Here is a 23,284-nt window from a genome sequence, read left to right as displayed (position 1 = left end):
AGCGGACGGCTCGGACTGGCGCCCATGGAAGGCGTCATCGACGCCCATACCCGTGACCTGCTGACCCGCCAGCCGGGCTTCGACTGGACGGTGACGGAGTTCGTGCGCGTCGTCGATGCCCGGCTGCCGCCGCGGGTGTTCCACAAGCACTGCCCGGAGCTGCTCGGGGCCAGCGTCACGACCCCGAGCCGGATACCGGTCCATCTTCAGCTGCTGGGCTCCGACCCCGCGACCCTGGCCGCCAACGCCTCCCAGGCGCTGAGCCTCGGCGCCGTGAGCCTCGACCTGAACTTCGGCTGCCCGGCCAAGCTGGTCAACCGCCACGACGGTGGCGCCTCGCTGCTGCGCGACCCGCGCCGCGTCTATGCCGCCGTAGCCGCCGTGAACGATGCCGTGGGCCACGCGATCCCGGTCACCGCCAAGGTCCGCCTGGGCTTCGCCGACAGGCGCCTGGCGCTGGCCTGCGCCCTGGCCGCCGAGGCCGGCGGTGCGCGCCAGCTGGTCGTCCACGCCCGCACCCGCAACGAGGGCTATCGGCCACCGGCCCACTGGGAGTGGATCGGGCGCATCCGCTCCCGCCTGTCGATCCCGGTCGTCGCCAATGGCGACATCTGGAGCCTCGAGGACTACTGGCGCGCCCGCACCCTTTCGGGCTGCCGCGATGTGATGATCGGCCGCGGCGCCCTGGCCGACCCCTGGCTGGCCCCGCGCATCCGCCACTGGCAGCTCACCGGCGAGCGCCTGCCGCCGACGCCCTGGGCGGCGCGGGCCGAGATCCTGACCCGCTTCGCCGAGCTTCAGCGCAGCACGCTTCCCGAGCGGGTCGTGGCCTCCCTGATCAAGCAGTGGCTGAACCACATGCGCGCCCGGGACCCGGAGGCCGCCCACCGCTTCGAGCGCCTCAAGCGGATCAATGACCTGGAGGCCCTGCTGGAGGGGCTGGCGACTCGGGAGGAAACCGCGGGTGCCGCGGCAGGTGCATAAGCCGTAAACAAGCCATAAAAAAGAGGCGCACGTCGCAATGGCGACGGCGCCTCAAACGATCGCGGAGTCACGCTCGAACTCGGGCGACTCCGGCTAGCAGAAAACGAAGGGGACGACCCCGGAAAGCAGAAGACCCGCCCTCCTGAGAGGACGGGTCCGAGTCTGGCGCGCCCGGGAGGATTCGAACCTCCGACCACCTGATTCGTAGTCAGGTACTCTATCCAGCTGAGCTACGGGCGCGTGGTGCGATGATTAGCGTGATCGCCATCACGTACTGGTGTTCTGAAGTGGCGCGCCCGGGAGGATTCGAACCTCCGACCACCTGATTCGTAGTCAGGTACTCTATCCAGCTGAGCTACGGGCGCCCTGTCTTCCTTCAGTCGTGCCGACCCTGATTGCGAGACCTGAGCCTTGCGGTCATGGCGGAGAGGGAGGGATTCGAACCCTCGATGAGGCTATAAACCCCATACTCCCTTAGCAGGGGAGCGCCTTCAGCCACTCGGCCACCTCTCCCTCATCGACACGGGGCGTATCCTACCGTTTATGAAGCGCTTTGTCCAGCGAAGCCCGCCTCTTTTTTCATGGGCGCGGGATCAGTCGTCGTGGCCGGAGGCGGCCTCCTCGCCCTTCTCGCGCTGGATGCGCTGGTAGATCTCCTCGCGGTGCACGGCGACGTCCTTGGGGGCATTGACGCCAATCCGGACCTGATTCCCCTTGACGCCCAGCACCGTCACGGTGATGTCGTCTCCGATCATCAGGGTTTCGCCGACTCGGCGGGTCAGGATGAGCATGGCTGATCTCCTTCTCAGGCTTGTTCTGAAACTCGGCGGCGGCGGCATGTTCGCCGCGGGAAGCACACCGGGTCATTATGTGGCACGGCGTCGTCCGTGACCAATTCGGCAGCCGATGACACCTGACCTCCCCGTTGAAGGGAAGCCCCGTCACGGGCCTCCCTGTCAGCGTAGAAGGTGTCGGTCGCCCGAGGCAGCCTTATTCGCTCTCGATATCGCTCTTGTCGAGGCCGAAGGCGGTGTGCAGGGCGCGCACGGCGAGCTCCATCTGCTTCTCGTCGATCACCACGGAGATCTTGATCTCGGAGGTGGAGACCATGCGGATATTGATGCTTTCGTCGGCCAGCACCCGGAACATCTTGGAGGCCACGCCGGCGTGGGAGCGCATGCCGACACCCACCAGGGAGACCTTGGCGATGTTCTCGTCGCCGCGCACCTCACCGCCGCCCAGGTCGGGGATCACCTGCTCCTCGAGGATCTTCAGGGTCTTCTTGTAGTCCCCCTTGGCCACGGTGAAGGTGAAGTCGGTGTAGTCACCGGCCGGCGCCACGTTCTGGACGATCATGTCCACTTCGATGTTGGCATCGGCGATCGGGCCCAGGATCCGCGAGGCGACGCCCGGCACGTCCGGGGTGTTGAGCAGGGTCAGCTTGGCCTCGTTGGCGGTGAAGGCGATACCGGAGATCAGCGGTTCTTCCATGGAGTCCTCGTCTTGGTCGGAGTCTGCAACGATCAGGGTGCCGGGGCCGTCCTCGAAGCTGGAGAGCACGCGCAGCGGCACGTTGTACTTGCCGGCGAATTCGACGGAGCGAATCTGCAGCACCTTGGAGCCGAGGCTGGCCAGTTCCAGCATCTCCTCCACGGTGATGGAGTCCAGGCGCCGGGCCTTGCTGCAGACCCGCGGGTCGGTGGTGTAGACGCCGTCGACGTCGGTATAGATCTGGCACTCATCCGCCTTCAGGGCCGCCGCCAGGGCCACCCCGGTGGTATCGGAGCCGCCGCGGCCGAGGGTGGTGATGTTGCCCTCCTCATCCACGCCCTGGAAACCGGCGACCACCACCACCTTGCCCTCGTCCAGATCTTCCTGGATCTCGTCGGTCTCGATGCGTTGGATGCGCGCCTTGGTGTGGGAGCTGTCGGTGAGGATGCCCACCTGGGAGCCCGTGTAGGAGGTGGCCGGCACGCCCAGCTTGTGCAGCGCCATGGCCAGCAGCGAGATGGTGACCTGCTCGCCGGTGGAGACCAGCATGTCCATCTCGCGCGGCGTCGGCTCGTCGTTGATCTCGTTGGCCATGCCGATCAGGCGGTTGGTCTCGCCGCTCATGGCGGAGACCACGACCACGACCTGATGGCCGTTGTCGCGGAACCCCTTGACCTTCTCGGCCACGGCCTTGATGCGCTCCACGGAGCCCACCGAGGTGCCGCCGAATTTCTGTACGTATAGTGCCATATGCCGATTTTCCCTCGTGAGTCGAACGCCAGGGGCGCCCGGATGAGTGAAAGGTGAATCCCTGCAAACAGGGCCGGTACCCTGCGGTCACCGGCCCTGTCGATGGTTACTGGAGGCGCGCCTCGACCCAGGCGGGCACGCTCGCCAGGGCCCCCGGCAGGGCGGCGACGTCGCTGCCCCCGGCCTGCGCCATGTCGGCACGGCCGCCGCCCTTGCCGCCCACCTGGGAGGCCACGTGGTTGACCAGCTCGCCGGCCTTGACCCGGCCGGTGAGGTCGTCGGTGACGCCGGCTATCAGGCTGACCTTGCCGGCCTCCTTGTCCGCCACGCCGAGCACCACGATGCCGGAGCCCAGCTTGTTCTTGAGCTGGTCCAGAACGTTGCGCAGCTCCTTGGCGGAGACCCCCTCCAGGCGGGTCGCCAGCACCTTGACCCCGGCGACCTCGGCCGCCTGGCTCAGCATGTCGCTGCCGGCGGCGCTGGCCAACTTGGCCTTGAGCCGCTCGAGCTCCTTCTCCAGGCTGCGATTGCGCTCCACCAGCGACTCGACACGCTCCTCGACCTGCTCGGGCTTGGCCTTGAGGCGCTCGCCGATGCGGGTGAGGCGCGCCTCCTGCTCGTGGAACCAGGCCAGCGCCCCCTCGCCGGTGATCGCCTCGATGCGACGCACCCCGCTGGCAATGCCCTGCTCGCTGACGATATGGAAGCAGCCGATGTCGCCGCTGCGCGCCACGTGGGTCCCGCCGCACAGCTCGATGGAGAAGTCGTCGGCGCCGATGGTCAGCACCCGCACGCTGTCGGCGTACTTGGCCTCGAACAGCGCCGCCGCCCCCTTGGCCTTGGCCTGATCGAGGGTCATCTGCTCGATCTGCGTGGCCGCGTTGGCCAGCACCTGCTCGTTGACCAGGCGTTCCACCTCGGCGAGCTGCTCCGCGCTCATCGGCTCGAAGTGGCTGAAGTCGAAGCGCAGGCGCTCCGGGGTCACCAGCGAGCCCTTCTGGGCCACGTGGTCACCCAGCACCAGGCGCAGCGCCTTGTGCATCAGGTGGGTGGCGGAGTGGTTGCGGATGGTGGCGGTGCGCAGCTCGGCGTTGACCTCGGGACGCACCTCGGCGCCCACGGCGAGCGCGCCCTCGAGCAGCACGCCGTGGTGCAGGTGGTGGCCGGACTGCTTCTGGGTGTCGGTGACCAGGAAGCGGCTGCCATCGGCGAGGTGCAGGTAGCCGGTGTCGCCCACCTGGCCGCCGGACTCCCCATAGAAGGGGGTGCGGTCGAGCACCACGATGCCGCGCTGCTCGGGCACGAGGCCCTCCAGGGCATTGCCCTCGCGGTCGACGATGGCGGTGACGGTGGCGCGATCCTCGAGGCGGTCGTAGCCGGTGAAGGTGGTCTCGCCCTCGAGGTCGAGCGCCGCCCCGTAGTCGGCGCCGAACTGGCTGGCCGCCCGGGCGCGCTCGCGCTGGGCCTCCAGGGCTCGCTCGAAGCCGATCTCGTCGAGGGTCACGCCGCGCTCGCGGCAGACGTCGGCGGTCAGGTCATAGGGGAAACCGTAGGTGTCGTAGAGCTTGAACACCGTCTCGCCGGGCAGCACCTCGCCGTCGAGACCGGCCAGCGCCTCCTCGAGCAGGCCCATGCCGTGCTCCAGGGTGCGGGCGAACTGCTCCTCTTCCTTGAGCAGCACGCGCTCGATCTGGTGGCGCGCCTCGCGCAGCTCGGGGTAGGCGTCGCCCATCTCGACGTCCAGCGCCCCCACCAGCTTGTGGAAGAAGTTGCCCTGAGCGCCCAGCTTGTGGCCGTGACGGATGGCGCGGCGGATGATCCGGCGCAGCACGTAGCCGCGCCCCTCGTTGGAGGGCAGCACGCCGTCGGCGATCAGGAAGGCGCAGGAGCGGATATGGTCGGCGATCACCCGCAGTGAGGGGTTGCGGGTGTCGGCATGGCCGGTGTGGCGGGCCGCCGAGGCCAGCAGGTTCTGGAACAGGTCGATCTCGTAGTTGGAGTGCACGCCCTGCATCACCGCGGCGATGCGCTCGAGGCCCATGCCGGTGTCGATGGAGGGCTTGGGCAGCGGATGCAGGGTGCCCGCGGCGTCGCGCTCGAACTGCATGAAGACCAGGTTCCAGATCTCGATGTAGCGGTCACCGTCCTCCTCGGGGCTGCCGGGAGGCCCGCCCCACACCTCGGGGCCGTGATCGTAGAAGATCTCGGAGCTGGGGCCGCAGGGACCGGTATCGCCCATCTGCCAGAAGTTGTCCTCGTCGAGCTTCGAGAAGCGTGCCGGGTCGATGCCCATCTCCTCCTTCCAGATCGCCTCGGCCTCGTCGTCGCTGATGTGGACCGTCACCCACAGCTTCTCCTTGGGCAGGCCCAGGGTCTCGGTGAGGAAGGTCCAGGCGAAGCGGATGGCGTCGCGCTTGAAGTAGTCGCCGAAGCTGAAGTTGCCCAGCATCTCGAAGAAGGTGTGGTGGCGGGCGGTGTAACCGACGTTGTCCAGGTCGTTGTGCTTGCCGCCGGCGCGCACGCAGCGCTGGGACGAGGCCGCCCGCACGTAGGGGCGCGGGTCACGGCCCAGGAAGACGTCCTTGAACGGCACCATGCCGGCATTGGTGAACAGCAGGGTCGGGTCGTTACCCGGCACCAGGGAGCTGGAGGGCACGACGGTATGGCCGTGCTCCTCGAAGTAACTCAGGAAGGCCTGTCTGATGTCTGCGCTTTTCATGGGGTATCCGTGGCGATGGGCAGGGTGGTCGTCGGCAACGAGGCCACCCGGGGCGTTCGCAAAGGGAGACATTATAGCGCAGCTGTCAAGGGACTGAAGAGGCAGCACCCGCAAGAACGGGGCGGATCCTGCCACTAGTCGAGATCCGGTGCCGAGTCCCAGGCGTGATCCAGGGCGTGAAGCACCTGCTCGAAGTCGAAGCCGCGACCGGCCAGGAAGCGCTCGCGCCGGGCGCGCTCGCGGGGGGTGTCGCCGGGGCCGGAGAAGCGCCGGGCAAGGGTCTCGCAGGCCAGGGCGAACCAGTCGACCCCGCCCTGCCCCTCCTGCTCGCTGAAGGCGCTGCGCACCAGCTCGCGCTCGATGCCGCGCTGCGAGAGCGCCTGGCGGATCTTCAGCGGGCCCTGCCCGCGCAGGATGCGCGAGCGCAGGAAGCTCTCGGCGAAGCGGGCGTCGGACTGCAGGCCCTGCGCCTCGAGGGCATCGAGGCACTCGCCGATGGCCGCAGGCGCGTGCCCCTTGGCCGCGAGCCGAGTGGCCAGCTCGGCGCGGGAGTACTCGCGCCGGGCCAGCAGGCGGATCGCGTCGTCACGGGGCGTGGCGTCGGAGTCGGCCTGAGCGAACATGGCTTACAGCAGGTCGTCCTCGCGACCGGCCTCGGCCGCGGCGGGCTCCTCGGCTTCCTCCCTGGGGGCCGGGGCGGCGAGCAGCTGGGCGCGGATCTGGCTCTCGATCTCCTCCATGATGGCCGGGTTGTCCTCGAGGAACTGGGCGGCGTTGGCCTTGCCCTGGCCGATCTTGTTGCCCTGGTAGCTGTACCAGGCGCCGGCCTTGTCGACCAGGTTGCACTGCACGCCCAGGTCGATCACCTCGCCGGCATGGTAGATGCCCTTGCCGTAGAGGATCTGGAACTCGGCCTGGCGGAACGGCGGGGCCACCTTGTTCTTGACCACCTTGACCCGGGTCTCGTTGCCGGTGACCTCGTCGCCCTGCTTCACCGAGCCGGTGCGACGGATATCCAGACGCACGCTGGCGTAGAACTTCAGGGCGTTGCCGCCGGTGGTGGTCTCGGGGCTGCCGAACATCACGCCTATCTTCATGCGGATCTGGTTGATGAACACCACCAGGCAGTTGGCGTTCTTGATGTGGCCGGTGATCTTGCGCAGGGCCTGGGACATCAGGCGCGCCTGCAGGCCGACGTGGGAGTCGCCCATCTCGCCCTCGATCTCGGCCCGCGGGGTGAGTGCGGCCACCGAGTCGATGATGATCACGTCGACGCCGCCGGAACGCACCAGCATGTCGCAGATCTCGAGGGCCTGCTCGCCGGTGTCGGGCTGGGAGACCAGCAGGTCATCGAGGTTGACGCCGAGCTTCTCGGCGTAGCTCGGGTCCAGGGCGTGCTCGGCGTCGATGAAGGCGCACACCTTGCCCTGCTTCTGGGCCTGGGCGATCACCGAGAGGGTCAGAGTGGTCTTGCCCGAGGACTCCGGGCCGAAGATCTCCACCACGCGGCCGAAGGGCAGGCCGCCGATGCCCAGTGCGATGTCGAGCCCCAGGGAACCGGTGGACACCGACGGCATGACCACCCGCGGGGCATCGCCGAGGCGCATCACGGTGCCCTTGCCGAACTGGCGCTCGATCTGGGAAAGCGCGGCGCTCAGCGCCTTGGAGCGGTTGTCATCCTGAGCCATGTCGGATCTCCTGGTCGAGGTGTCTGAATACTGTATGACTGGACAGTAGTATGGCGAAAAAGGGTGGGCAGGACCAGTGCAAATTCGGCCCGGATACGGGGCGGGGCTCAGCGAGCCTCGAGGCGACGGACCAGACCCACCAGGGCCTCGCGCACCGCCTGCTCGCGCACCGCGCGGCGATCACCGGGATAGCGATGGCACTCGGCGCTGGCGCCCTGGGCATCGCCCCAGGCCAGCCACACGGTGCCCACCGGCTTCGCGTCGCTACCGCCGCCGGGGCCGGCCACGCCGCTGATCGCCACGCCGAGGCCGGCGCCGCTGTCGCGACAGGCGCCGACCACCATGGCCTCCACCACCTCGCGGCTCACCGCCCCATGGGCCTCGAGCAGCGCCTCGGGAACGCCCAGCAGGCGGGACTTGGCGGCGTTGGAGTAGGTCACGTAGCCGGTCTCGAACCAGTCGGAGCTGCCGGCCACCGCGGTGATGGCGCTGGCCACCCCGCCGCCGGTGCAGGACTCGGCGGCGGTGATCGTCACGCCCCGCTCTCGACAGAGCCGGCCCAGGCGCTCGGCCAGGGTGATGAGGTCGAGGTTGGCCAGGCTGGCGGCGGAACGGGGCATGGGGCGGTCTCCTGAGTCATCTGCAATCGCTCCTGACGGAGCCGATGCCTGGACGGTAGAATACTGGCTTTTGCCAGCGAGTGCAGAGCCTCAACAGGGAGCTCCGATGTCACAGGCCGCAAGCCCCTCTCATACGCCGATGATGGTCCAGTACCTGAAGATCAAGCGCGACCATCCCGACGTGCTGCTCTTCTACCGCATGGGCGACTTCTACGAACTCTTCTTCGACGACGCCCGCCGCGCGGCGGCGCTGCTCGATATCACCCTGACCCAGCGCGGCCAGTCGGCCGGCAAGCCGATCCCCATGGCCGGGGTCCCCTACCACAGCGCCGAGGGATACCTCGCGCGCCTGGTGGCGGCCGGCGAGTCGGTGGCGATCTGCGAGCAGGTCGGCGACCCGGCCACCAGCAAGGGGCCGGTGGAGCGGCGCGTGGTGCGCATCGTCACCCCCGGCACCCTCTACGACGAGGCGCTGCTCGACGCCCGCCGCGACAACCTGCTGGTGGCCGTTCACGCCGCGGGCGAGCGCATGGGCCTCGCCTGGCTGGAGCTCTCCAGCGGGCGCTTCAGCGTGCTGGAGGTCGAGGGTGAAGGCGAGATGCTGGCCGAGCTCCAGCGCCTCGACCCCGCCGAGCTGCTGGTGGCCGAGAGCCAGACCCTGCCCCCGGCCCTGGAGGGCCGGCGCGGCCTGCGCCGTCAGGGCGACTGGCTGTTCGACCTGGAGAGCGCCACCCGCCTGCTGTGCGACCAGTTTCGGGTCCAGGACCTGCGCGGCTTCGGCTGCGCCCATCTCACCGCCGCCCTCACCGCCGCCGGCGTGCTGATCGAGTACGCCCGGGACACCCAGCGCTCGGGCCTGCCCCATGTCACCGCCATCGGCGTGGAGAGCCGCGACGATGCCGTGGTGATCGACGCCGCCAGCCGCCGCAACCTGGAGATCGACATCAACCTCGGGGGCAGCGGCGACAACACCCTGGCCAGCGTGCTCGACACCACCGCGACGGCCATGGGCTCGCGGCTGCTCAAGCGCTGGCTCAACCGCCCGCTGCGCGACCGCGAGCGGGTGCAGGCCCGCCAGGCCGCGGTGGCGCTGCTGCTCGAGGCCGAGGGGTTCGTGGCGCTGCGCGAGTCGCTCAAGGCGATCGGCGACGTGGAGCGCATCCTGGCCCGGGTCGCCCTCTACAGCGCCCGCCCGCGGGACCTGGCCCGGCTGCGCGATGCCTTCAACGCCCTGCCGGCACTGGAGCAATCGCTTGCCGACTACCCCGAGGGCACCGCGCTGGACGAGCTCCGGCGCCATATCCGCCCCTACCCGGCGCTCGCCGATACCCTGTCCCGCGCCCTGATCGAGAACCCGCCGGTGGTAATTCGCGACGGCGGGGTGATCGCCGAGGGCTTCGACGCCGAGCTCGACGAACACCGCGGCCTGGCCGAGCACGCCGGCGACTACCTGGTGAGGCTGGAGACCCGGGAGCGCGAGCGCACCGGCCTGCCCGGCCTCAAGGTGGGCTACAACCGGGTCCACGGCTACTACATCGAGATCCCCCGCGCCCAGGCCAGGGACGCCCCGGCGGACTACGTGCGCCGCCAGACCCTGAAGAACGCCGAGCGCTTCATCATCCCCGAGCTGAAGGAGTTCGAGGACAAGGCGCTGTCGGCGAAGTCGCGGGCGCTCGCCCGGGAGAAGCTGCTCTACGACGGCCTGCTCGACACCCTCAACGCCGAACTCGACGCCCTGCAGGCCAGCGGCCGCGCACTGGCCGCCCTGGACGTGCTGTGCGCCTTCGCCGAGCGCGCCCAGGCGCTGGACTTCGTTCGGCCGCGGCTGGCCGAGACCCCCGGCATCGCCATCCGGGGCGGCCGCCACCCGGTGGTGGAGCAGGTCTCCGACGCCCCCTTCGTGCCCAACGACCTAGTGATGGGCGACGACCGCCGCATGCTGGTGATCACCGGCCCCAACATGGGGGGCAAGTCCACCTTCATGCGCCAGGCGGCGCTGATCGTGCTGCTCGCCCATACCGGCAGCTTCGTGCCGGCGGACGCCGCCGAGATCGGCCCGGTGGATCGCATCTTCACCCGCATCGGCTCCTCGGACGACCTGGCCGGCGGGCGCTCCACCTTCATGGTGGAGATGACCGAGACCGCCAACATCCTGCACAACGCCACCGACGAAAGCCTGGTGCTGATGGACGAGATCGGCCGCGGCACCAGTACCTTCGACGGCCTGTCGCTGGCCTGGGCCAGCGCCGAGCAGCTGACGCGTACCCGCGCCTTCACCCTCTTCGCCACCCACTACTTCGAGATGACCGCCCTGCCCGAACAGGCCGAGGGGGTGGCCAACGTGCACCTGACGGCCGCCGAGCACCGTGACGGCATCGTCTTCATGCACCGCGTGGAGGAGGGCCCGGCGAGCCAGAGTTACGGCCTGCAGGTGGCCCAGCTCGCCGGCGTGCCCCAGGGGGTGATCGCCCGGGCCCGAGAGAAGCTCGCCCAGCTGGAGCAGCAGGAGGTGGACCAGGGTAGCCGGACCGCGCAGCGCCTCGGTGACCATCCCCCGATGCCGCAGCAGAGCGACCTCTTCGCCAGCGCCCCCCACCCGCTGATGGAAGAGCTCGGCGGCCTCGACCTGGACGAGCTGACCCCGCGCCAGGCGCTCGAGCTGCTCTACCGCTGGCGGGAGTCCTTATAGCGAGGCGTATCACGAGGCGCGCCGCCCCTTCTCTTGCGAGGCCAGGGGGCCGCGACTAGAATGGTCAGATTCACCGCCGCCTTAGCATAAGAAACACGGCTTTTATAACCGTTTTATCAACTATCCACAGTGGCCGTGCGACGCCGGCCCGAGGAAGGGAGAGTGGCATGACATTCGTCGTCACCGAGAACTGCATCAAGTGCAAGTACACCGACTGTGTCGAGGTGTGCCCGGTGGACTGTTTCTATGAAGGCCCCAACTTCCTGGTGATCCACCCCGACGAGTGCATCGACTGCGCCCTGTGCGAGCCGGAGTGTCCCGCCGAGGCGATCTTCTCGGAAGACGAGTTGCCGGAGGGCCAGGAGCCGTTCATCGAGATCAATGCCGAGCTCGCCGAGGTGTGGCCCAACATCAGCGAGAAGAAGGACCCGCTGCCCGACGCCGAGGAGTGGGACGGCAAGCCGGGCAAGCTCGAGCAGCTGGAGCGCTGAGAGCGTCGCCTGCCTCGCACGCGGGCGCCAGCACGCAAAAAGGAACGCCGAATGTCTCGCGACATTCGGCGTTCCTGTTCCTGCCTGCCATGCTGGAGAACACCGGCAAAAAAGGCGGCCCGCAGGCCGCCCGCTCCAAGCTGTTCCTTGAGCGGCTCCCTCCGCCCGACTCCCGTGATGCCTTCCCTGCCCGGAAGCAGCTTCCTGCCGCACCTGGCGCATCACTCAGCATCCCGTTGCATCCTGCCGGGAGCAGCGCTGCTGCCCCCTTGTCCCGAGTTCATTGTGGCAGAGCTGCATTGCAACACAAGCGCGACCAACGGCGACCGACCTCGACCGGCGTGTTGGTCCAGCAGCGAGCTCTCAAGAAAAAGATCTTCAATAACATATGGTTAAAAAAAGACCGACGCCAACGGCATCGGTCTTCCCGCCGAACTCGAGCGAATCTCTTCGCCAAATTGTCAGCGATTTCCTACACGGGTTCCCGCCTCAAGCAACAGTGTTCGCTTACTGCCCCTTGATGGCCGAGAGGCCCGGGTAGCGGGCGCGCTCGCCCAGCTCGTTCTCGATCACCAGCAGGCGGTTGTACTTGGCCACGCGATCGGAGCGGCACAGCGAGCCGGTCTTGATCTGGCCGGCGCAGGTGCCGACGGCGAGGTCGGCGATGGTGGTGTCCTCGGTCTCGCCGGAACGGTGGGAGATCACCGCGGTGAAGCCGGCCTCCTGGGCCATCCTGATGGCATCCAGGGTCTCGGAGAGTGAGCCGATCTGGTTGAACTTGATCAGGATGGAGTTGCCGATCTGCTCGTCGATGCCGCGCTTGGGGATCACACTCTCCGGGCCTGAAACCTGAGAGCGTCTGGCCGGCCCGGTGCAATATCCGGGCTAAGTGCGCAGATTCGCAATTGAGCCTACCTCTCGCCTCCTGTGAACAGATAAGGGGTACAGAAAGATCTGTACCCCTTATCTGTGACGTGGGAGGGGGGACCCCCTTCCCAGCCGCGGGCGGACATTCCCGCTTTCAATTGACAGGAGAATTCAAATGGCCAAGAAGCGGAGAACCGTAGAGCAACAGCTGGCTGAGGCAGAGGACCGCCTCAATCAGCTGCGTGAGAGGGCCCGGCGAGAGGAGGCCCGCAGGCATATGCTGATCGGCAAAATGGTGTTGGAGAAGGCGAGAGGATGTGACCGGAAAATGCAGCAGTTGATGCGCGAACTGGACAATTGGTTGCCCAGTGGCAACCACCCAGATCGCAAGAAGTTCAGCTCACTGGGGGCGGTTCGAGGGCTCTATGGTGTGGCACTGCACCCCGACAAGCGTCATTGGGGCTGGGTTTTCAACAGGGAGCTGGCGGAAGCCGAACCGGAGACGGATCGGTACGGTAACTCGATGATCCGGTAATCCGGCCTCGGTCCGCAGTGGAATAGAGGGCTCACACCCCCTCCACCTCGATGCCGTGCCGGGCGAGCCAGGCCTTGCGCTGCTCATAGTCCGGCATGGCGCGCTCCAAGCGGCGCCAGAAGGCCGGAGTGTGGTGGGGCTCGTGAAGGTGAACGAGCTCATGGACGACCACGTACTCGGCGATGTGGCGGGGCAGCAGGATGGTCTTCCAGTGGAAGTAGACCATGTTGCCCTTGCCGCAGGAGCCCCAGCGGTAGCCCAGATCCTGGACCTTCACGCCGGCGGGCTCGACACCCATTCGCCGGGCGTGCTCCTTCACCCTGGCGGTGAGCCAGTCGTTGGCGCGGGCGCTGTACCAGCGGATGAAGTGCTCACGGGCGTCGTCCAGGGCGTCCTCACGCAGCTGGAAGCGCCCGGCGACGAGCTTGAGCGGGGCGTCCTGCTGCTCCTGGGCAACCCGCTTCAGCCGGTAGCTGCGCCCCAGGTAGAGGAAGCCCTCGCCGTTGACGTACTCCTTGCGCGGCAGCCGGCGCCGGCGCTCGGCCTTCTCGGCCAGCTTCTGGTAGATCCACAGCCGCTTCTCGAGCACGAAGTCGCGCAGGAGCCGCTCCTCGGTGCCACGTGGCGCGGCGATGACCAGCTCGCCGTCGCGGTCCACGGTGATCTCCAGGGTCTTGCGGCGCGAGCTCTCGCGCACCTCCAGGGTCAGGTCATCAACGGCGAGCTGCGTCATGCGTTCACCAGCTTGTCGTGATTGCTGCGGGCGAGATCGAGCAGCCGCTGGGCCACCTCGCTGGCCTTATCGAAGGGCACGAGGCGCTTGATCATCAGCCGGGAAAAGATATGTTGGCGCAACGTCTCTTGGTCCGGGATATGGGAGGGCTTCCAGAAGTCGGGGATGGCGATCTCCTGCTGGATCAGCCCGACCAGCTCCTCGGTGGCCTCGAGCAGCGTCTGGGCGCTGGCCTCGTCCAGCTCCTCCACAGAAAGGCCGCTGCTGGCCACCAGCTCCCGCCAGAAGGGCTCGGCGTGGGCCGGCATCTCGGGGATTTCCTCCCCCTCCACACGGGCGCCATCGCGCAGCTGCTGGATCAGCGTCTTGAGCGCCTCCACCTGCTCGGCCCACTGGCCATCGAGCTGCTCCAGCAGCTCCTCCAGGCGCTCGCTGAGCCGGCCGTACTTCACCGGGTCCTCGTCCAGGTGTTTGCGAGTGTGGGCACGAACGGCATGCTCCATCTCCGAGGCCTTGGCCCGGTCGCCCACTTGGCGGCCGAGGTGCTCGTCGAACTCGGCGTCGGTGAGCTGCACCGGCGGGATGCGCGGGTCGATGCCGAGCGAGATCACGTAGTCGTCGATCAACTTGCGCACCTTGTTGCCGATGTCACGGCCAAGCTCCGGGGTGTCCTTGTAGCGGTTGCGGGCCAGGGCGTGGATGTAGGCCAGCCGTTTGGCATCGTTGACGAACTCGAGCCCCTCGGGGCGCGGCAGCACGTCGTCCAGGCCGCGGTTGAACTCCTTGAGCTTGACCACGAACTCGGCTCGCACCCGTTCGTCGGCGAGCGCTTGCACCGCCTCCTCGGTGTCGTCGAGGTCATCCACCCCCTGGCTGCGCAGCACATCGACCACCCGCAGGTGGCGGTCGCGCAGCAGGGGAATCTCGTCCTTGAGGCTCTGTAGGGCGCCCTCGATGTCCTCCTCGCTGTAGGCGGCCAGCGCCTCCTTGAGGTGGTTGGCCACGCCGAAGTAGTCCACCACGATGCCGTGGCTCTTGCCGTGGCCGGTGCGGTTGACCCGGGCGATGGCCTGCAGCAGCTCCGCCTCGCGCAGGGAGCGGTCCAGGTACATCACCCCCTCGATGGGGGCGTCAAAGCCGGTGAGCAGCATGCTCTTGACGATCAGGAAGGCCAGCGGGTCGTGCTTAGCGGGGTCCTGGGGAGGCGTCCCATCCAGCGGCGGCAGCGGCTTCTTGAAGCGCTTGATGTGGTTCTCGACGGCGGCGCGGTCGCTCCACCTGGCCCAGGTGGCGTCGTCGTTGTTGCCGCTGCTGAACACCACCGCGAACTCCAGCTCGCCCAGCACCTTGCGATAGCGCCAGGCCTGGATCGCCGCCTTGACCCGGGGCGGGCGCGTCAGCAGCTGGGTGTCGTCCAAGGCCTTATCTTCGGGGGAGAGCGCCAGCGCCTCCTCCAGCAGGTCGGCCTTGGCCTGCTCGAGAGCCTCGAAGTAGCGCAGGGCCGCCCGGCGGCTGTAGGCCACCAGCTGGGCCTTGTAGCCGTTGGGAAGGATGTGGGTGATGTAGTGGCGCAGGATGTCCTGGGCCTTCTCCTGGATCAGCTGCGGCGCCTCGAAGATCTGCCCCTTGGTGGCGTACTTCTTCTTGATCGCCTCCAGCTCCTCCTTGCTGTGGTCGCGGAACAGGTCCTCGAACAGGCCGTCGAGGCTGGCGCCGTCCTTGATCGCCCCCTTGGCGGTGCGCCCCTCGTACAGGATCGGCACCGTGGCGCCGTCCTGCTCCGCTTCCTTGATGGTGTAGCAGTCGATGTACTCGCCGAAGATGTCGTGGGTGCGCTTCTTGTCGCCCATGATGATGGGCGTGCCGGTGAAGCCGATGCGGGCGGCGTTGGGCAGGGCGCGCATCATGTTGGCGTGCAGGTCGCCGGCCTGGGTGCGGTGGGCCTCGTCCACCAGGATCAGGATCTCCTCGCTGGTATTGAGCACCTCGAAGGGCTCGCTCAGGGTCGGCTTCTTGAGGGCCTCGGCGGCATCGCGGCGGCCGGTGTCGAGCCCGGCACCGGCGCCAGCCTCCTCGTCGCCCTGACCCTCCTCCCCTTCGGCGTCCGGGTCGCGATACTTCTGGATGGTGCCGAACACCAGGCCGGGGCCGTCGCGGCCCAGCAGCTTCTTGAGCTGGGCAGTGTTGCCGGCCTTCTCGACGCTCTCGCCGGTGAGCTCGGCGGTGGCGGAGAGCTGGGCCTGGAGATCCTTGCGGTCGGTGATCACCACCACCTTGAAGCGGCGCAGCGTCGGGTCGGTGCGCAGCTTGCGCACCAGGAAGACCATGGAGAGGCTCTTGCCGCTGCCCTGGGTGTGCCAGACGATGCCGCCACGGCGGTCGGCCTCGCCGTCCTGGCGGCGCGTCTTGCCGCTTTTCAGGCGCTCTACGGCCCGGGTGACGCCGCGGAACTGTTGGTAGCGGCACACCAGCTTGATGGTCTGGCCGCCGGCGTTCATGAACAGGGTGTAGTGGCGCACGATGTCGAGCAGGTTGGCCCGTGTGAGCATGCCGGCGATCAGGCGCTGCTGGGCGGAGAGGTCCGCTACGCCGAGATCGATGGCCACCTCCGCCTCGCGCATCGGCGCCACCGTCTTCCAGCTCAGGTAGTGAGCGAAACGGGCGCCGATGGTGCCGACGCGGGCCTCGTCGAAGTTGCTGGCCACCAGGAGCTGGCTGGTGGCGAACAGTGCCGGGGCGCCCTCGTGCTCGCCGACCTCGCCCTCCAGGAAGCGCTGGTCGTGGTAGCGGCGTAGCTGGTCCACCGCCTGACTGATCCCCTCCGGCACGCTGCGGCTCTTGCACTCCACCACCACCAGCGGGATGCCGTTGACGAACAGCACCAGATCCGGGATCACGTGGCCCTTGGCGCCATCGTGGCCGGGCGGGCACTTCACCTTGAACTGGTTGACCACCGTGAAGACGTTGTTGGCGGGCTCCTCCCAGTCGATATAGCGCAGGGTCTGGCCGCGGCCGCCGTCCCAGCCCTTGAGCCCCTCCACCGGCAGGCCGCCCAGCAGCAACTCAGTGGCCTGCTGATTGGCCTCCAGCACCCTGCTGGCGGGCAGGCGGGTGATGGCGGCGACGGCCTGATCCAGGCGCGCCTCATCGAGCCAGGGCTGCCCATCACGCAGGTTGATCTCGCGCAGCCGCTCGCGCAGCAGGGGCTCCATCACCACCTGAGCGAAGCCCTCGCGGTGGGTCACGGCGGGATCGTCCACCGAGCCGGCCAGGAACTCCCAGCCCTGACCGACCAGCTGGTCGATAAAGGGCTTCTCGACATCCGTGTACTCGGGACCTGCCATGCCTTAGCTCCAAGGTGCTGTTGGGTGTTTGATGCAGGGGCCGCGGTATGCGCGTAAAATGAGCATATCAGCAAGGTGAGACAGGCATGACCACATCCCGCTCCCCCAAGCAGCGCCGTACCGTGAGCCGTGACGCCCTCCTGAAGAGCGTTGCCACCTCCACCGCCGTGGAGACCGGCGAGGCCAGCCGCGGTATCGAAGCCAGGCTTCGCGCCGGCAAGTCCCGCTTCAAGTCCCTGCCGCTGGCCTGACCCGCTCCATCATCGGCGCATAGTCGCCGGCCAGCCTCGCCTGATGGGCTGTGGCATTGGCCATCACAGGAGGCCAGGGCCTCTCTCGGGAATGACGTCCGAAGTGGTGCGCTTACCTTTCGGCGATCTGTGGGTAAGGTTGCATCGCTTCACCGGTAAGGCGCTCCAGCGCCAGCGCGATCAGGCGGTCCGAGAAGAGCCGCAGCTTGCGCTGACCAGCGAGGTCATCAGGCCATTGCTTCAAGCCTTCCTTGATAGCCTCGACGGTCGGTTCGACATGCTCCTGGCTGATCAGCCAGTCCAGGGTAGTCAGCACTTCCATCCCTAGCGGTGACTGGAAACCGTCGATCAGGGCATCGACCTCCTCAAGTACCTCGGCATAAGGGCGCGCCTCGGCGCTGCGCAGATAGGCGCTGAGGCGCTCGCGCCGGGACTCATCGAACCACACCACTTCCTCGGGCGAGGCATCGTTGATGCGCTTCTCGCTATGCAGGTAGCTGCCGTCCAGGCCATTGAGCAGGTGACGCAGCCGGTCGGAATAGGGGCCGTAGCGGTGGGGCTGGAACTGCAGAACGAGGGGATTCTTCAGACCATGGTCGAGAATACGGCGCTCCATCAGCCAGGCGAGCTTCTGGACCTCCAGCAGCGAACACTCGATGCCCAGCACCCAGTAGCGGCGCACCAGCTCGGCGATCAGCGCCCGCGCCGGCGTCAGCTTCTCGATGCCTGAGCGCTTGGCGACATTCTGATACTCGGCGGTGGGCTCGAAGACCAGCACCCGGACGTTATCCAGCTCACCCAGCGCGGCCTCTATGCGAGGGCGCACCCTGCCCCAGTCGAGCCCCCCGTTGCCGCAGCCCAGCGGCGGCAGGGCGATGGAGCGAATACCCCGCTCTCGGATCACCCGCTTGAGGTCCTCCAGCCCTGACTCGATCCACTCCATGCGCGTCCTGGCGCGCCAGTGCTGCTTGGTGGGGAAGTTGATGATCCAGCGCGGCCCCAGCAGGGCATCCCGTTCGGTGACGAACATGCGGCCGGTCACCACCTCCTGACCCTTGCAGGCGGCCGCGTAGGCGGCGAAGTTCTCGGGGAAGGCCTCCTTGAACATCAGGGCGATCCCCTTCCCCATCACGCCGACGGTGTTGACGGTATTGACCAGCGCCTCGACGTCGGCCTCGAGGAGGTTGCCACGGGTGTACTCAATCATCGGAAGAACCAGTTGGGTCGTGTCACCACCTTCAACGGAAGCTGGTTTGCAGCCACCTGTACTTCGACGGCGGCGCGCATCTCGTCAGTATACGTGCCAATGCCCAGCAGTGCCGAGGCCGGAAGGTGGTGATGAATCAGGGCCTCTGCCTGATAGCGATCCGTCTTGTCGGGGTTCTCGAGGTCGCGCTTGAAGTCCTTGGCCTGCAGCAGCGCCCAGGGCACGAAGTCGGCCAGATCCTCCAGCCGGTCGCTGAACTCGGCATTGGCCAGATAGGCATGCCGGTCGCTGAACAGGAAGGGCAGGCCGAGCTCCTGCAGGCGGGGAAGCGAACTCACCAGCACAACGATGTCCTCCCGGAGCTGTTGCTGAACGCCATGGCCGGTCACGATGTTGAAGAGCATCATCGACGCCGGCGTGAAGTAGAACGGGATGTAGTCGCTCAGCACGCCGCCCGGTGGCGCCGGCACCACTCGCCTCGCTCGCTTGTCTATCAGCTCCTGCTTGCCGATGGTGATAAAGCCCGGATCCTGCTCTACTGCCGAACGGCAGTAGAGGCCATGCGCCAGCAGCCACGGCAGGTTGTCGCGGTGCGTGATCCGGAAGATCAGCGCCTTCCGGGGGTTCAGGCTGCGAGAGAGATCGGTCGCCACTGGTCCGGCTCCTTGGTGACGCTGTCCGGTTCGATGCCCTCCACCGGGCGGGTCTCGAAGCGCACCTCCCCGCCGGTCTCCATCAGCATCACCGCCCCCACCGGGAAGGAGCGGGCGATGCTGACCAGCAGGCTCTGCACGTGATCGTCGTCCCACACCCAGCCGCGCTGGAAGTCGGGGAGCTGGATCTTGCCGGTGGTGATGTCCTTGAGCCCGATCTTATGTGAAGAGGGGGCAGCGAGCGCCTGAACGTTGCAAGAGCACTGTCGAAGGTGGTCATGGCGGTTCCCTGTGCGATGTGATCCTGGTGTTGTGATGTTGTTGTAAGAGCCCCGGTCTACGCCGGGCTGGTGGCCTGGGCCTTTTCGAGCAGCGGGGTGACGCGGACGCGGCCGGTAAGGAGATCGCCCATTAGGCCTGCCTTAAGGGTTGCTGAACTATCGCGCGCAGATTTCTCTTTCTCAATCCGACTGGCCATTGAAGATAATGCACCGGCAACCCGCCTCTGCTCTTCAATGCTGGGAGCCTTTACTTGTATTGAGTTTATTTGGTTCTGGGAAAGATTTTTTTGCCCGCTGCTCCCGCTTATAAAAGAAGCAATTTGCTTCCTTGTGCTTGCACTTCCCATAAGAAGAAAAAGAAAGAGTGGATCGAGGCCTTCTCCCGCCCTCAGTCGGAGCGTTTTATCTGAAAGCATCAGCCTCCTTGGAGTGGAAAACACATACGCTGTTCTTCCAACTAATTCGGCAACACCATTTGCACGGACACAAATCACATCGCCAGAATTGACTTCAATTTCTTTGATCGGAGAGAGGCCTTCCGGGAGAGTCTTTGACTTATGGGGTAGATAAGCCCCTGTAGAGATAGCGCTCACCTTCAGCACACCCCATTCCCCTTCTTTAGGCACAACATCTGAGCAGCTGGGGCTCCAACCTGCATCAATGCCGTCAATCAGCCCACCCAACCTCTTAACCTCCCACTGCCTCGGAATCAACCCCAGAGGCGACTCCTTGTAGAGCTCCGGCGCCTGCTCGGGACTGGGGCGCAGCCGACCGTTCTCGTCGATGCCACGGGTCAGCAGGTCGTGGAGCAGGCCCTCCTTGACCTTCTCCAGCTTGGTGATCAGCGCCTCGGTCTTCTGGATCTGGGTGTCGAGGGCGTCGAGGATGTGGGCGATAAGCCGCTGCTCGGACAGTGGTGGAGTGAACACAGAAAGCTTTTTCAGCTGACCCGTATTCAAACTCACTTGATTGATGGCTTTCTGGCACTCTTTTTGTGCGTAATGCCGTGCATTGTGGTTATTTAAGTAGTGGAATAAATATCGCTTATCCACTTCGTCATCTAAGCGAAGAAGAAGCAGGTTCATGCCATGATAAAGGGTCTTTTTTTCGCCAAAGTACTGAGCTACTTTTCCGACGTGCTTGATGCTGTTGATATGGCTATACAGGATATCGCCAGGCTGTAGCTCGTAGCCTTCAGCTGGCGCCGCCAAGTACCCAACCTTGCCGAAATTGATCGTTCCATCAGCTATGGTTTCTATCCGAGTAACCGGGTACTCGGTGGAAAATTGCACTTGGCTTTGCGTTGTGCCGTTTCTTGCCACCGCTAGATGGTTGCCAAGTGGCTGATACAGAGATGGCTCAAACATACCCAAGCCCCTCCAGATACTGCTGCAGCTCCCTGGCGGCGGCATCCCGCTCGGCCTCGATATCGGCCAGCGTCACCCGGTACTTGTCCCACCAGGTCTCGAAGGCGGCGATCACCTGCTGGCGCTGCTGGCGGATATAGCGCTCGAGGATGCCCTTCAGGTCGTTGTGCATAATGGTATTCACCAGCTCGGCGGCCGCGAGCTCGTCCAGGGCGTCCACGGCGGCATTGAGGTGCTCCTCGAAGCTGGCCACCTTGGCCTTGTGCTGCTTCCTCACCTGGGTGCGCTGGCTCTTCCAGGCCTTGATCTGCTCCGGCGTCGGGGCATCGTCATCCTCGCCGTCGCTGGCTTCCACTTCGTCGGCGTCGTCGCCCTCGGGCTTGGCCTCGGCGGCCTTGATCTGGGAATCCAGCTCCGCCTTGCGGGCGGCGAGCTCCTCGAGCTCGGCCACGTACTCCTCCAGCAGGAAGTGGACCAAGCGGTGGTCGAGGGGGTTGGCCTTGCTCTGCTCGTCCTCCAGCAGGCTATTGATGCTGGTGCGCCAGGCATCCACCACGCCGAGGCAGCCGCGGGCCTGCAGGGTGCGGAACTCGTTCTTGTTGTCGAACCAGAAGCCCGCAATGATGCCGCGCACCGCGAAGCGGTCGAGCATGGCGGTGGGCTCCAGGGCCGCGGTGAAGCTGCCCAGCAGCTCGTCGCGCAGCCGGGTGAGGCGACCGCCGTTGCCGGTCAGCCCGGTAATGCTGCCGCCGTGTTCGGCCCACCAGGCCTCGAAGGCGGCCATCACGCTGGCCTCCTTGTGCTGCAGGCCGGCATCCATCTCGATGGCGGGCTTGAGGTCGCGCTTCTCGCTCAGGTGCTCGGCGAAGTCCACATAGTCGGGATCGTTCGCCCTGTGGATAAAGAGCGCCATGGGGTCGAGGCCCTGGGCGTCGAACAGCGGGCGCCTGGCGTCGATCTCGGCCACCGGCACGCCGCCCTTGAGGTGGGCGCGCACGTCCTGGGGCTCCGGCGGTGGGGTGTTGTCGGCGTAGCGGCGGATGTTGAGGTTGTAGTCGTTGTCGCGCAGCTCCGCGAGGGGTACCACCCGGGCGAAGCCGGGCACGTCCTCGAAGGCGTCGTAGGTGCTGGCGATCTTTTCGATGTGCTCGGGCAGCAGGTGGTTCTGGGCGCGGCCTTCAAAGAACTCGCGGTCGGCGTTGATGAACAGCACCTTGCCCCGGCGCTCCTCGGGCTTGGCGCCCTTGGCGCGCAGCACCAGGATGCTCGCCGGGATGCCGGTGCCGTAGAAGAGGTTGGGGGCGAGGCCGATCACCGCCTCCACCAGGTCGTCCTCCAGCATGCCGGCGCGGATGCGCTTCTCGTCGCCGCCGCGGAACAGCACGCCATGGGGCATGACGGTGGCCAGGCGGCCGTCGGACTTGAGGCAGGCGACCATGTGCTGCAGGAACATTAGGTCGGCCTTCTTGGCCCCCTCCGGCACGCTGCCGTAGTGGAAGCGCTCCGGGAAGTGCTGGCTCGGCGCGTAGCCGATGGAGAACGGCGGGTTGGTGAGGATGCGGTCGAAGCGCGTTAGCTCGCCACCCTCGACGTGCTGCGGGTCGGTGAGGGTGTCGTCGTTGCGCAGGTCGGCGCTGCTCACTCCGTGCAGCAGCATGTTCATCTTGGCGATGGCCCACACCGAGCCGGAGGCCTCCTGGCCGAAGAGGTTGAGCCGGCGCGGGTCACCGCCCTGCTCCTCCAGGTACTCCTTGGCGTGGATCAGCATACCGCCGGAGCCCATACAGGGGTCGTAGACGCTGTGGCCCTCCTGGGGGTCCATCAGCCGTACCATCATGCGGACCACCGGGCGCGGGGTGTAGAACTCGCCGCCTTTCTTGCCGGCAGAGTCGGCGAAGTCGCGGATCAGGTACTCGTAGGCGGCGCCCAGCAGGTCGGGGAACTCGAAGTCCTCGTTGCGCAGCCGGTACTCGCTGAAGTGGACGATCAGATCCCGAAGCTTCTTGTCCGGCAGGGTGGTGGAGCCCACCTTGCGGGTGAAGTCGATATGCTCCAGCACCCCGGCCAGGCTGGGGTTGTGCTCCTCCAGGCCGGCCAGCGCCTTGTTGAGCGCGCTACCGACGCCCTGGTGGGCCTCCTTAAGCAGGTGCGACCAGCGCGACTGCGGCGGCACGTAGAAGGTGGCGCGATACCAGTCGGGGAACTCGACCTGATGGACGATATCGATCTCCCCGGCTCCGGCCTGCTTGAGCTCGGCACGGACCTCCTCCTGGCGCTGCTCGAAAACGTCCGAACAGCGCTTCAGGAAGAGCATGCCGAAGATGTATTCCTTGAACTCCGAGGCGTCCATCCGCCCGCGCAGGATGTCGGCGGCCTTGAAGAGGTGCCGCTCCAGCTGGTTGAGGGTGAGGATCATGGTCAGCGGTTCCCTTTGCGATGAGCCGGCCGCGTCGGCGGCCATGGTGACTGGCACCTATCTCACCAAACTTGGGACGGGAAGGCCACGGGCGATTGGTGGCAACCAAGGCTAGGCCGGCCAGGTATAGCTCTCGGAGGCGAAACACCGGCCCTCCGCTCCACCCCGGGAAGACGCCCTCTGTACAGCCAGTCCAGC

General features: G+C 66.6%; 18 protein-coding genes, 3 tRNA genes and 1 pseudogene. 5 read left to right on the top strand and 17 right to left on the bottom strand.

Annotated features, from left to right (window positions below):
• Positions 1-24 precede the first annotated feature (24 nt).
• Positions 25-984: a tRNA-dihydrouridine synthase gene (locus D1793_RS17880; RefSeq protein WP_119023336.1), complete on the top strand. Its 960-nt coding sequence runs from the start codon at positions 25-27 to the stop codon at positions 982-984.
• 163 nt (positions 985-1,147) lie between these two features.
• Here the strand turns inward: D1793_RS17880 and D1793_RS17875 are convergent.
• The 9 genes from D1793_RS17875 to D1793_RS17835 form a co-directional block, all read right to left on the bottom strand.
• A tRNA-Arg gene (locus tag D1793_RS17875) sits at positions 1,148-1,224 on the bottom strand.
• A 48-nt stretch (positions 1,225-1,272) separates the two neighbouring features.
• Positions 1,273-1,349, bottom strand: a tRNA-Arg gene (locus tag D1793_RS17870).
• A 55-nt stretch (positions 1,350-1,404) separates the two neighbouring features.
• Positions 1,405-1,497, bottom strand: a tRNA-Ser gene (locus D1793_RS17865).
• Positions 1,498-1,577: 80 nt separating this feature from the next.
• Positions 1,578-1,775, bottom strand: coding sequence for a carbon storage regulator CsrA (gene csrA, locus D1793_RS17860; protein WP_119023335.1), 198 nt, complete (start codon positions 1,773-1,775; stop codon positions 1,578-1,580).
• A 199-nt stretch (positions 1,776-1,974) separates the two neighbouring features.
• Positions 1,975-3,225 (bottom strand): aspartate kinase, encoded by a 1,251-nt coding sequence (locus D1793_RS17855; protein ID WP_119023334.1) that lies wholly within the window; start codon positions 3,223-3,225, stop codon positions 1,975-1,977.
• A gap of 106 nt (positions 3,226-3,331) precedes the next feature.
• Positions 3,332-5,944, bottom strand: coding sequence for an alanine--tRNA ligase (alaS, locus tag D1793_RS17850; protein WP_119023333.1), 2,613 nt, complete (start codon positions 5,942-5,944; stop codon positions 3,332-3,334).
• 134 nt (positions 5,945-6,078) lie between these two features.
• Positions 6,079-6,567, bottom strand: a complete 489-nt coding sequence (locus tag D1793_RS17845; protein WP_119023332.1) for a regulatory protein RecX — start codon at positions 6,565-6,567, stop codon at positions 6,079-6,081.
• A gap of 3 nt (positions 6,568-6,570) precedes the next feature.
• Positions 6,571-7,632: a recombinase RecA gene (gene recA / locus D1793_RS17840; RefSeq protein ID WP_119023331.1), complete on the bottom strand. Its 1,062-nt coding sequence runs from the start codon at positions 7,630-7,632 to the stop codon at positions 6,571-6,573.
• Between the two features lie 107 nt (positions 7,633-7,739).
• Complete coding sequence (locus tag D1793_RS17835) at positions 7,740-8,252, bottom strand: CinA family protein (RefSeq protein WP_119023330.1); 513 nt, start codon at positions 8,250-8,252, stop codon at positions 7,740-7,742.
• Positions 8,253-8,358: 106 nt separating this feature from the next.
• On the opposite strand from D1793_RS17835, the gene mutS reads away from it, so the two are divergent.
• On the top strand, positions 8,359-10,941 hold the full coding sequence (gene mutS, locus D1793_RS17830; protein ID WP_119023329.1) for a DNA mismatch repair protein MutS: 2,583 nt from the start codon (positions 8,359-8,361) through the stop codon (positions 10,939-10,941).
• A 167-nt stretch (positions 10,942-11,108) separates the two neighbouring features.
• On the top strand, positions 11,109-11,432 hold the full coding sequence (gene fdxA, locus D1793_RS17825) for a ferredoxin FdxA (RefSeq protein WP_102627034.1): 324 nt from the start codon (positions 11,109-11,111) through the stop codon (positions 11,430-11,432).
• 507 nt (positions 11,433-11,939) lie between these two features.
• Here fdxA and eno read toward each other — a convergent pair.
• Positions 11,940-12,254: pseudogene (eno, locus tag D1793_RS17820) on the bottom strand (phosphopyruvate hydratase); the annotation flags it as partial.
• Positions 12,255-12,474: 220 nt separating this feature from the next.
• On the opposite strand from eno, the gene D1793_RS17815 reads away from it, so the two are divergent.
• Complete coding sequence (locus D1793_RS17815; protein ID WP_119023328.1) at positions 12,475-12,834, top strand: hypothetical protein; 360 nt, start codon at positions 12,475-12,477, stop codon at positions 12,832-12,834.
• A 31-nt stretch (positions 12,835-12,865) separates the two neighbouring features.
• Here D1793_RS17815 and D1793_RS17810 read toward each other — a convergent pair whose 3' ends face one another.
• Positions 12,866-13,567, bottom strand: a complete 702-nt coding sequence (locus D1793_RS17810; protein WP_119023327.1) for a SprT family zinc-dependent metalloprotease — start codon at positions 13,565-13,567, stop codon at positions 12,866-12,868.
• The gene (locus tag D1793_RS17805) at positions 13,564-16,911 is read right to left on the bottom strand and encodes a type I restriction endonuclease subunit R (protein WP_119023326.1); all 3,348 of its coding nucleotides are present in this window, start codon (positions 16,909-16,911) and stop codon (positions 13,564-13,566) included. Before D1793_RS17805 ends, D1793_RS17810 begins: the two co-directional genes overlap by 4 nt.
• Before the next feature lie 86 nt (positions 16,912-16,997).
• Here D1793_RS17805 and D1793_RS19555 point away from each other — a divergent pair, with 86 nt between their 5' ends.
• Complete coding sequence (locus tag D1793_RS19555) at positions 16,998-17,162, top strand: hypothetical protein (protein ID WP_162900017.1); 165 nt, start codon at positions 16,998-17,000, stop codon at positions 17,160-17,162.
• A 112-nt stretch (positions 17,163-17,274) separates the two neighbouring features.
• Here D1793_RS19555 and D1793_RS17800 read toward each other — a convergent pair whose 3' ends face one another.
• The 5 genes from D1793_RS17800 to D1793_RS17780 all read right to left on the bottom strand — a co-directional run bounded on the left by D1793_RS17800 (position 17,275) and on the right by D1793_RS17780 (position 23,086).
• Positions 17,275-18,369 (bottom strand): macro domain-containing protein, encoded by a 1,095-nt coding sequence (locus tag D1793_RS17800; protein WP_119023325.1) that lies wholly within the window; start codon positions 18,367-18,369, stop codon positions 17,275-17,277.
• Positions 18,366-19,022: a DUF4433 domain-containing protein gene (locus D1793_RS17795; protein ID WP_119023324.1), complete on the bottom strand. Its 657-nt coding sequence runs from the start codon at positions 19,020-19,022 to the stop codon at positions 18,366-18,368. Before D1793_RS17795 ends, D1793_RS17800 begins: the two co-directional genes overlap by 4 nt.
• Positions 18,995-19,162, bottom strand: a complete 168-nt coding sequence (locus tag D1793_RS17790; RefSeq protein ID WP_240407857.1) for a hypothetical protein — start codon at positions 19,160-19,162, stop codon at positions 18,995-18,997. The genes D1793_RS17795 and D1793_RS17790 overlap by 28 nt, the downstream gene beginning before the upstream one ends.
• Positions 19,163-19,359: 197 nt before the next feature.
• Positions 19,360-20,670, bottom strand: a complete 1,311-nt coding sequence (locus D1793_RS17785; RefSeq protein ID WP_162900016.1) for a restriction endonuclease subunit S — start codon at positions 20,668-20,670, stop codon at positions 19,360-19,362.
• The gene (locus tag D1793_RS17780; protein WP_119023322.1) at positions 20,663-23,086 is read right to left on the bottom strand and encodes an N-6 DNA methylase; all 2,424 of its coding nucleotides are present in this window, start codon (positions 23,084-23,086) and stop codon (positions 20,663-20,665) included. The genes D1793_RS17785 and D1793_RS17780 overlap by 8 nt, the downstream gene beginning before the upstream one ends.
• Between the last annotated feature and the right edge of the window lie 198 nt (positions 23,087-23,284).

This window comes from Halomonas sp. JS92-SW72, from assembly GCF_003547075.1.
In the GTDB taxonomy this organism is placed as follows: Bacteria; Pseudomonadota; Gammaproteobacteria; order Pseudomonadales; family Halomonadaceae; genus Halomonas; species Halomonas alkalicola.
Note: the sequence above shows the minus strand (reverse complement) of the source record. Positions and strands in the feature narration are given on the sequence as shown.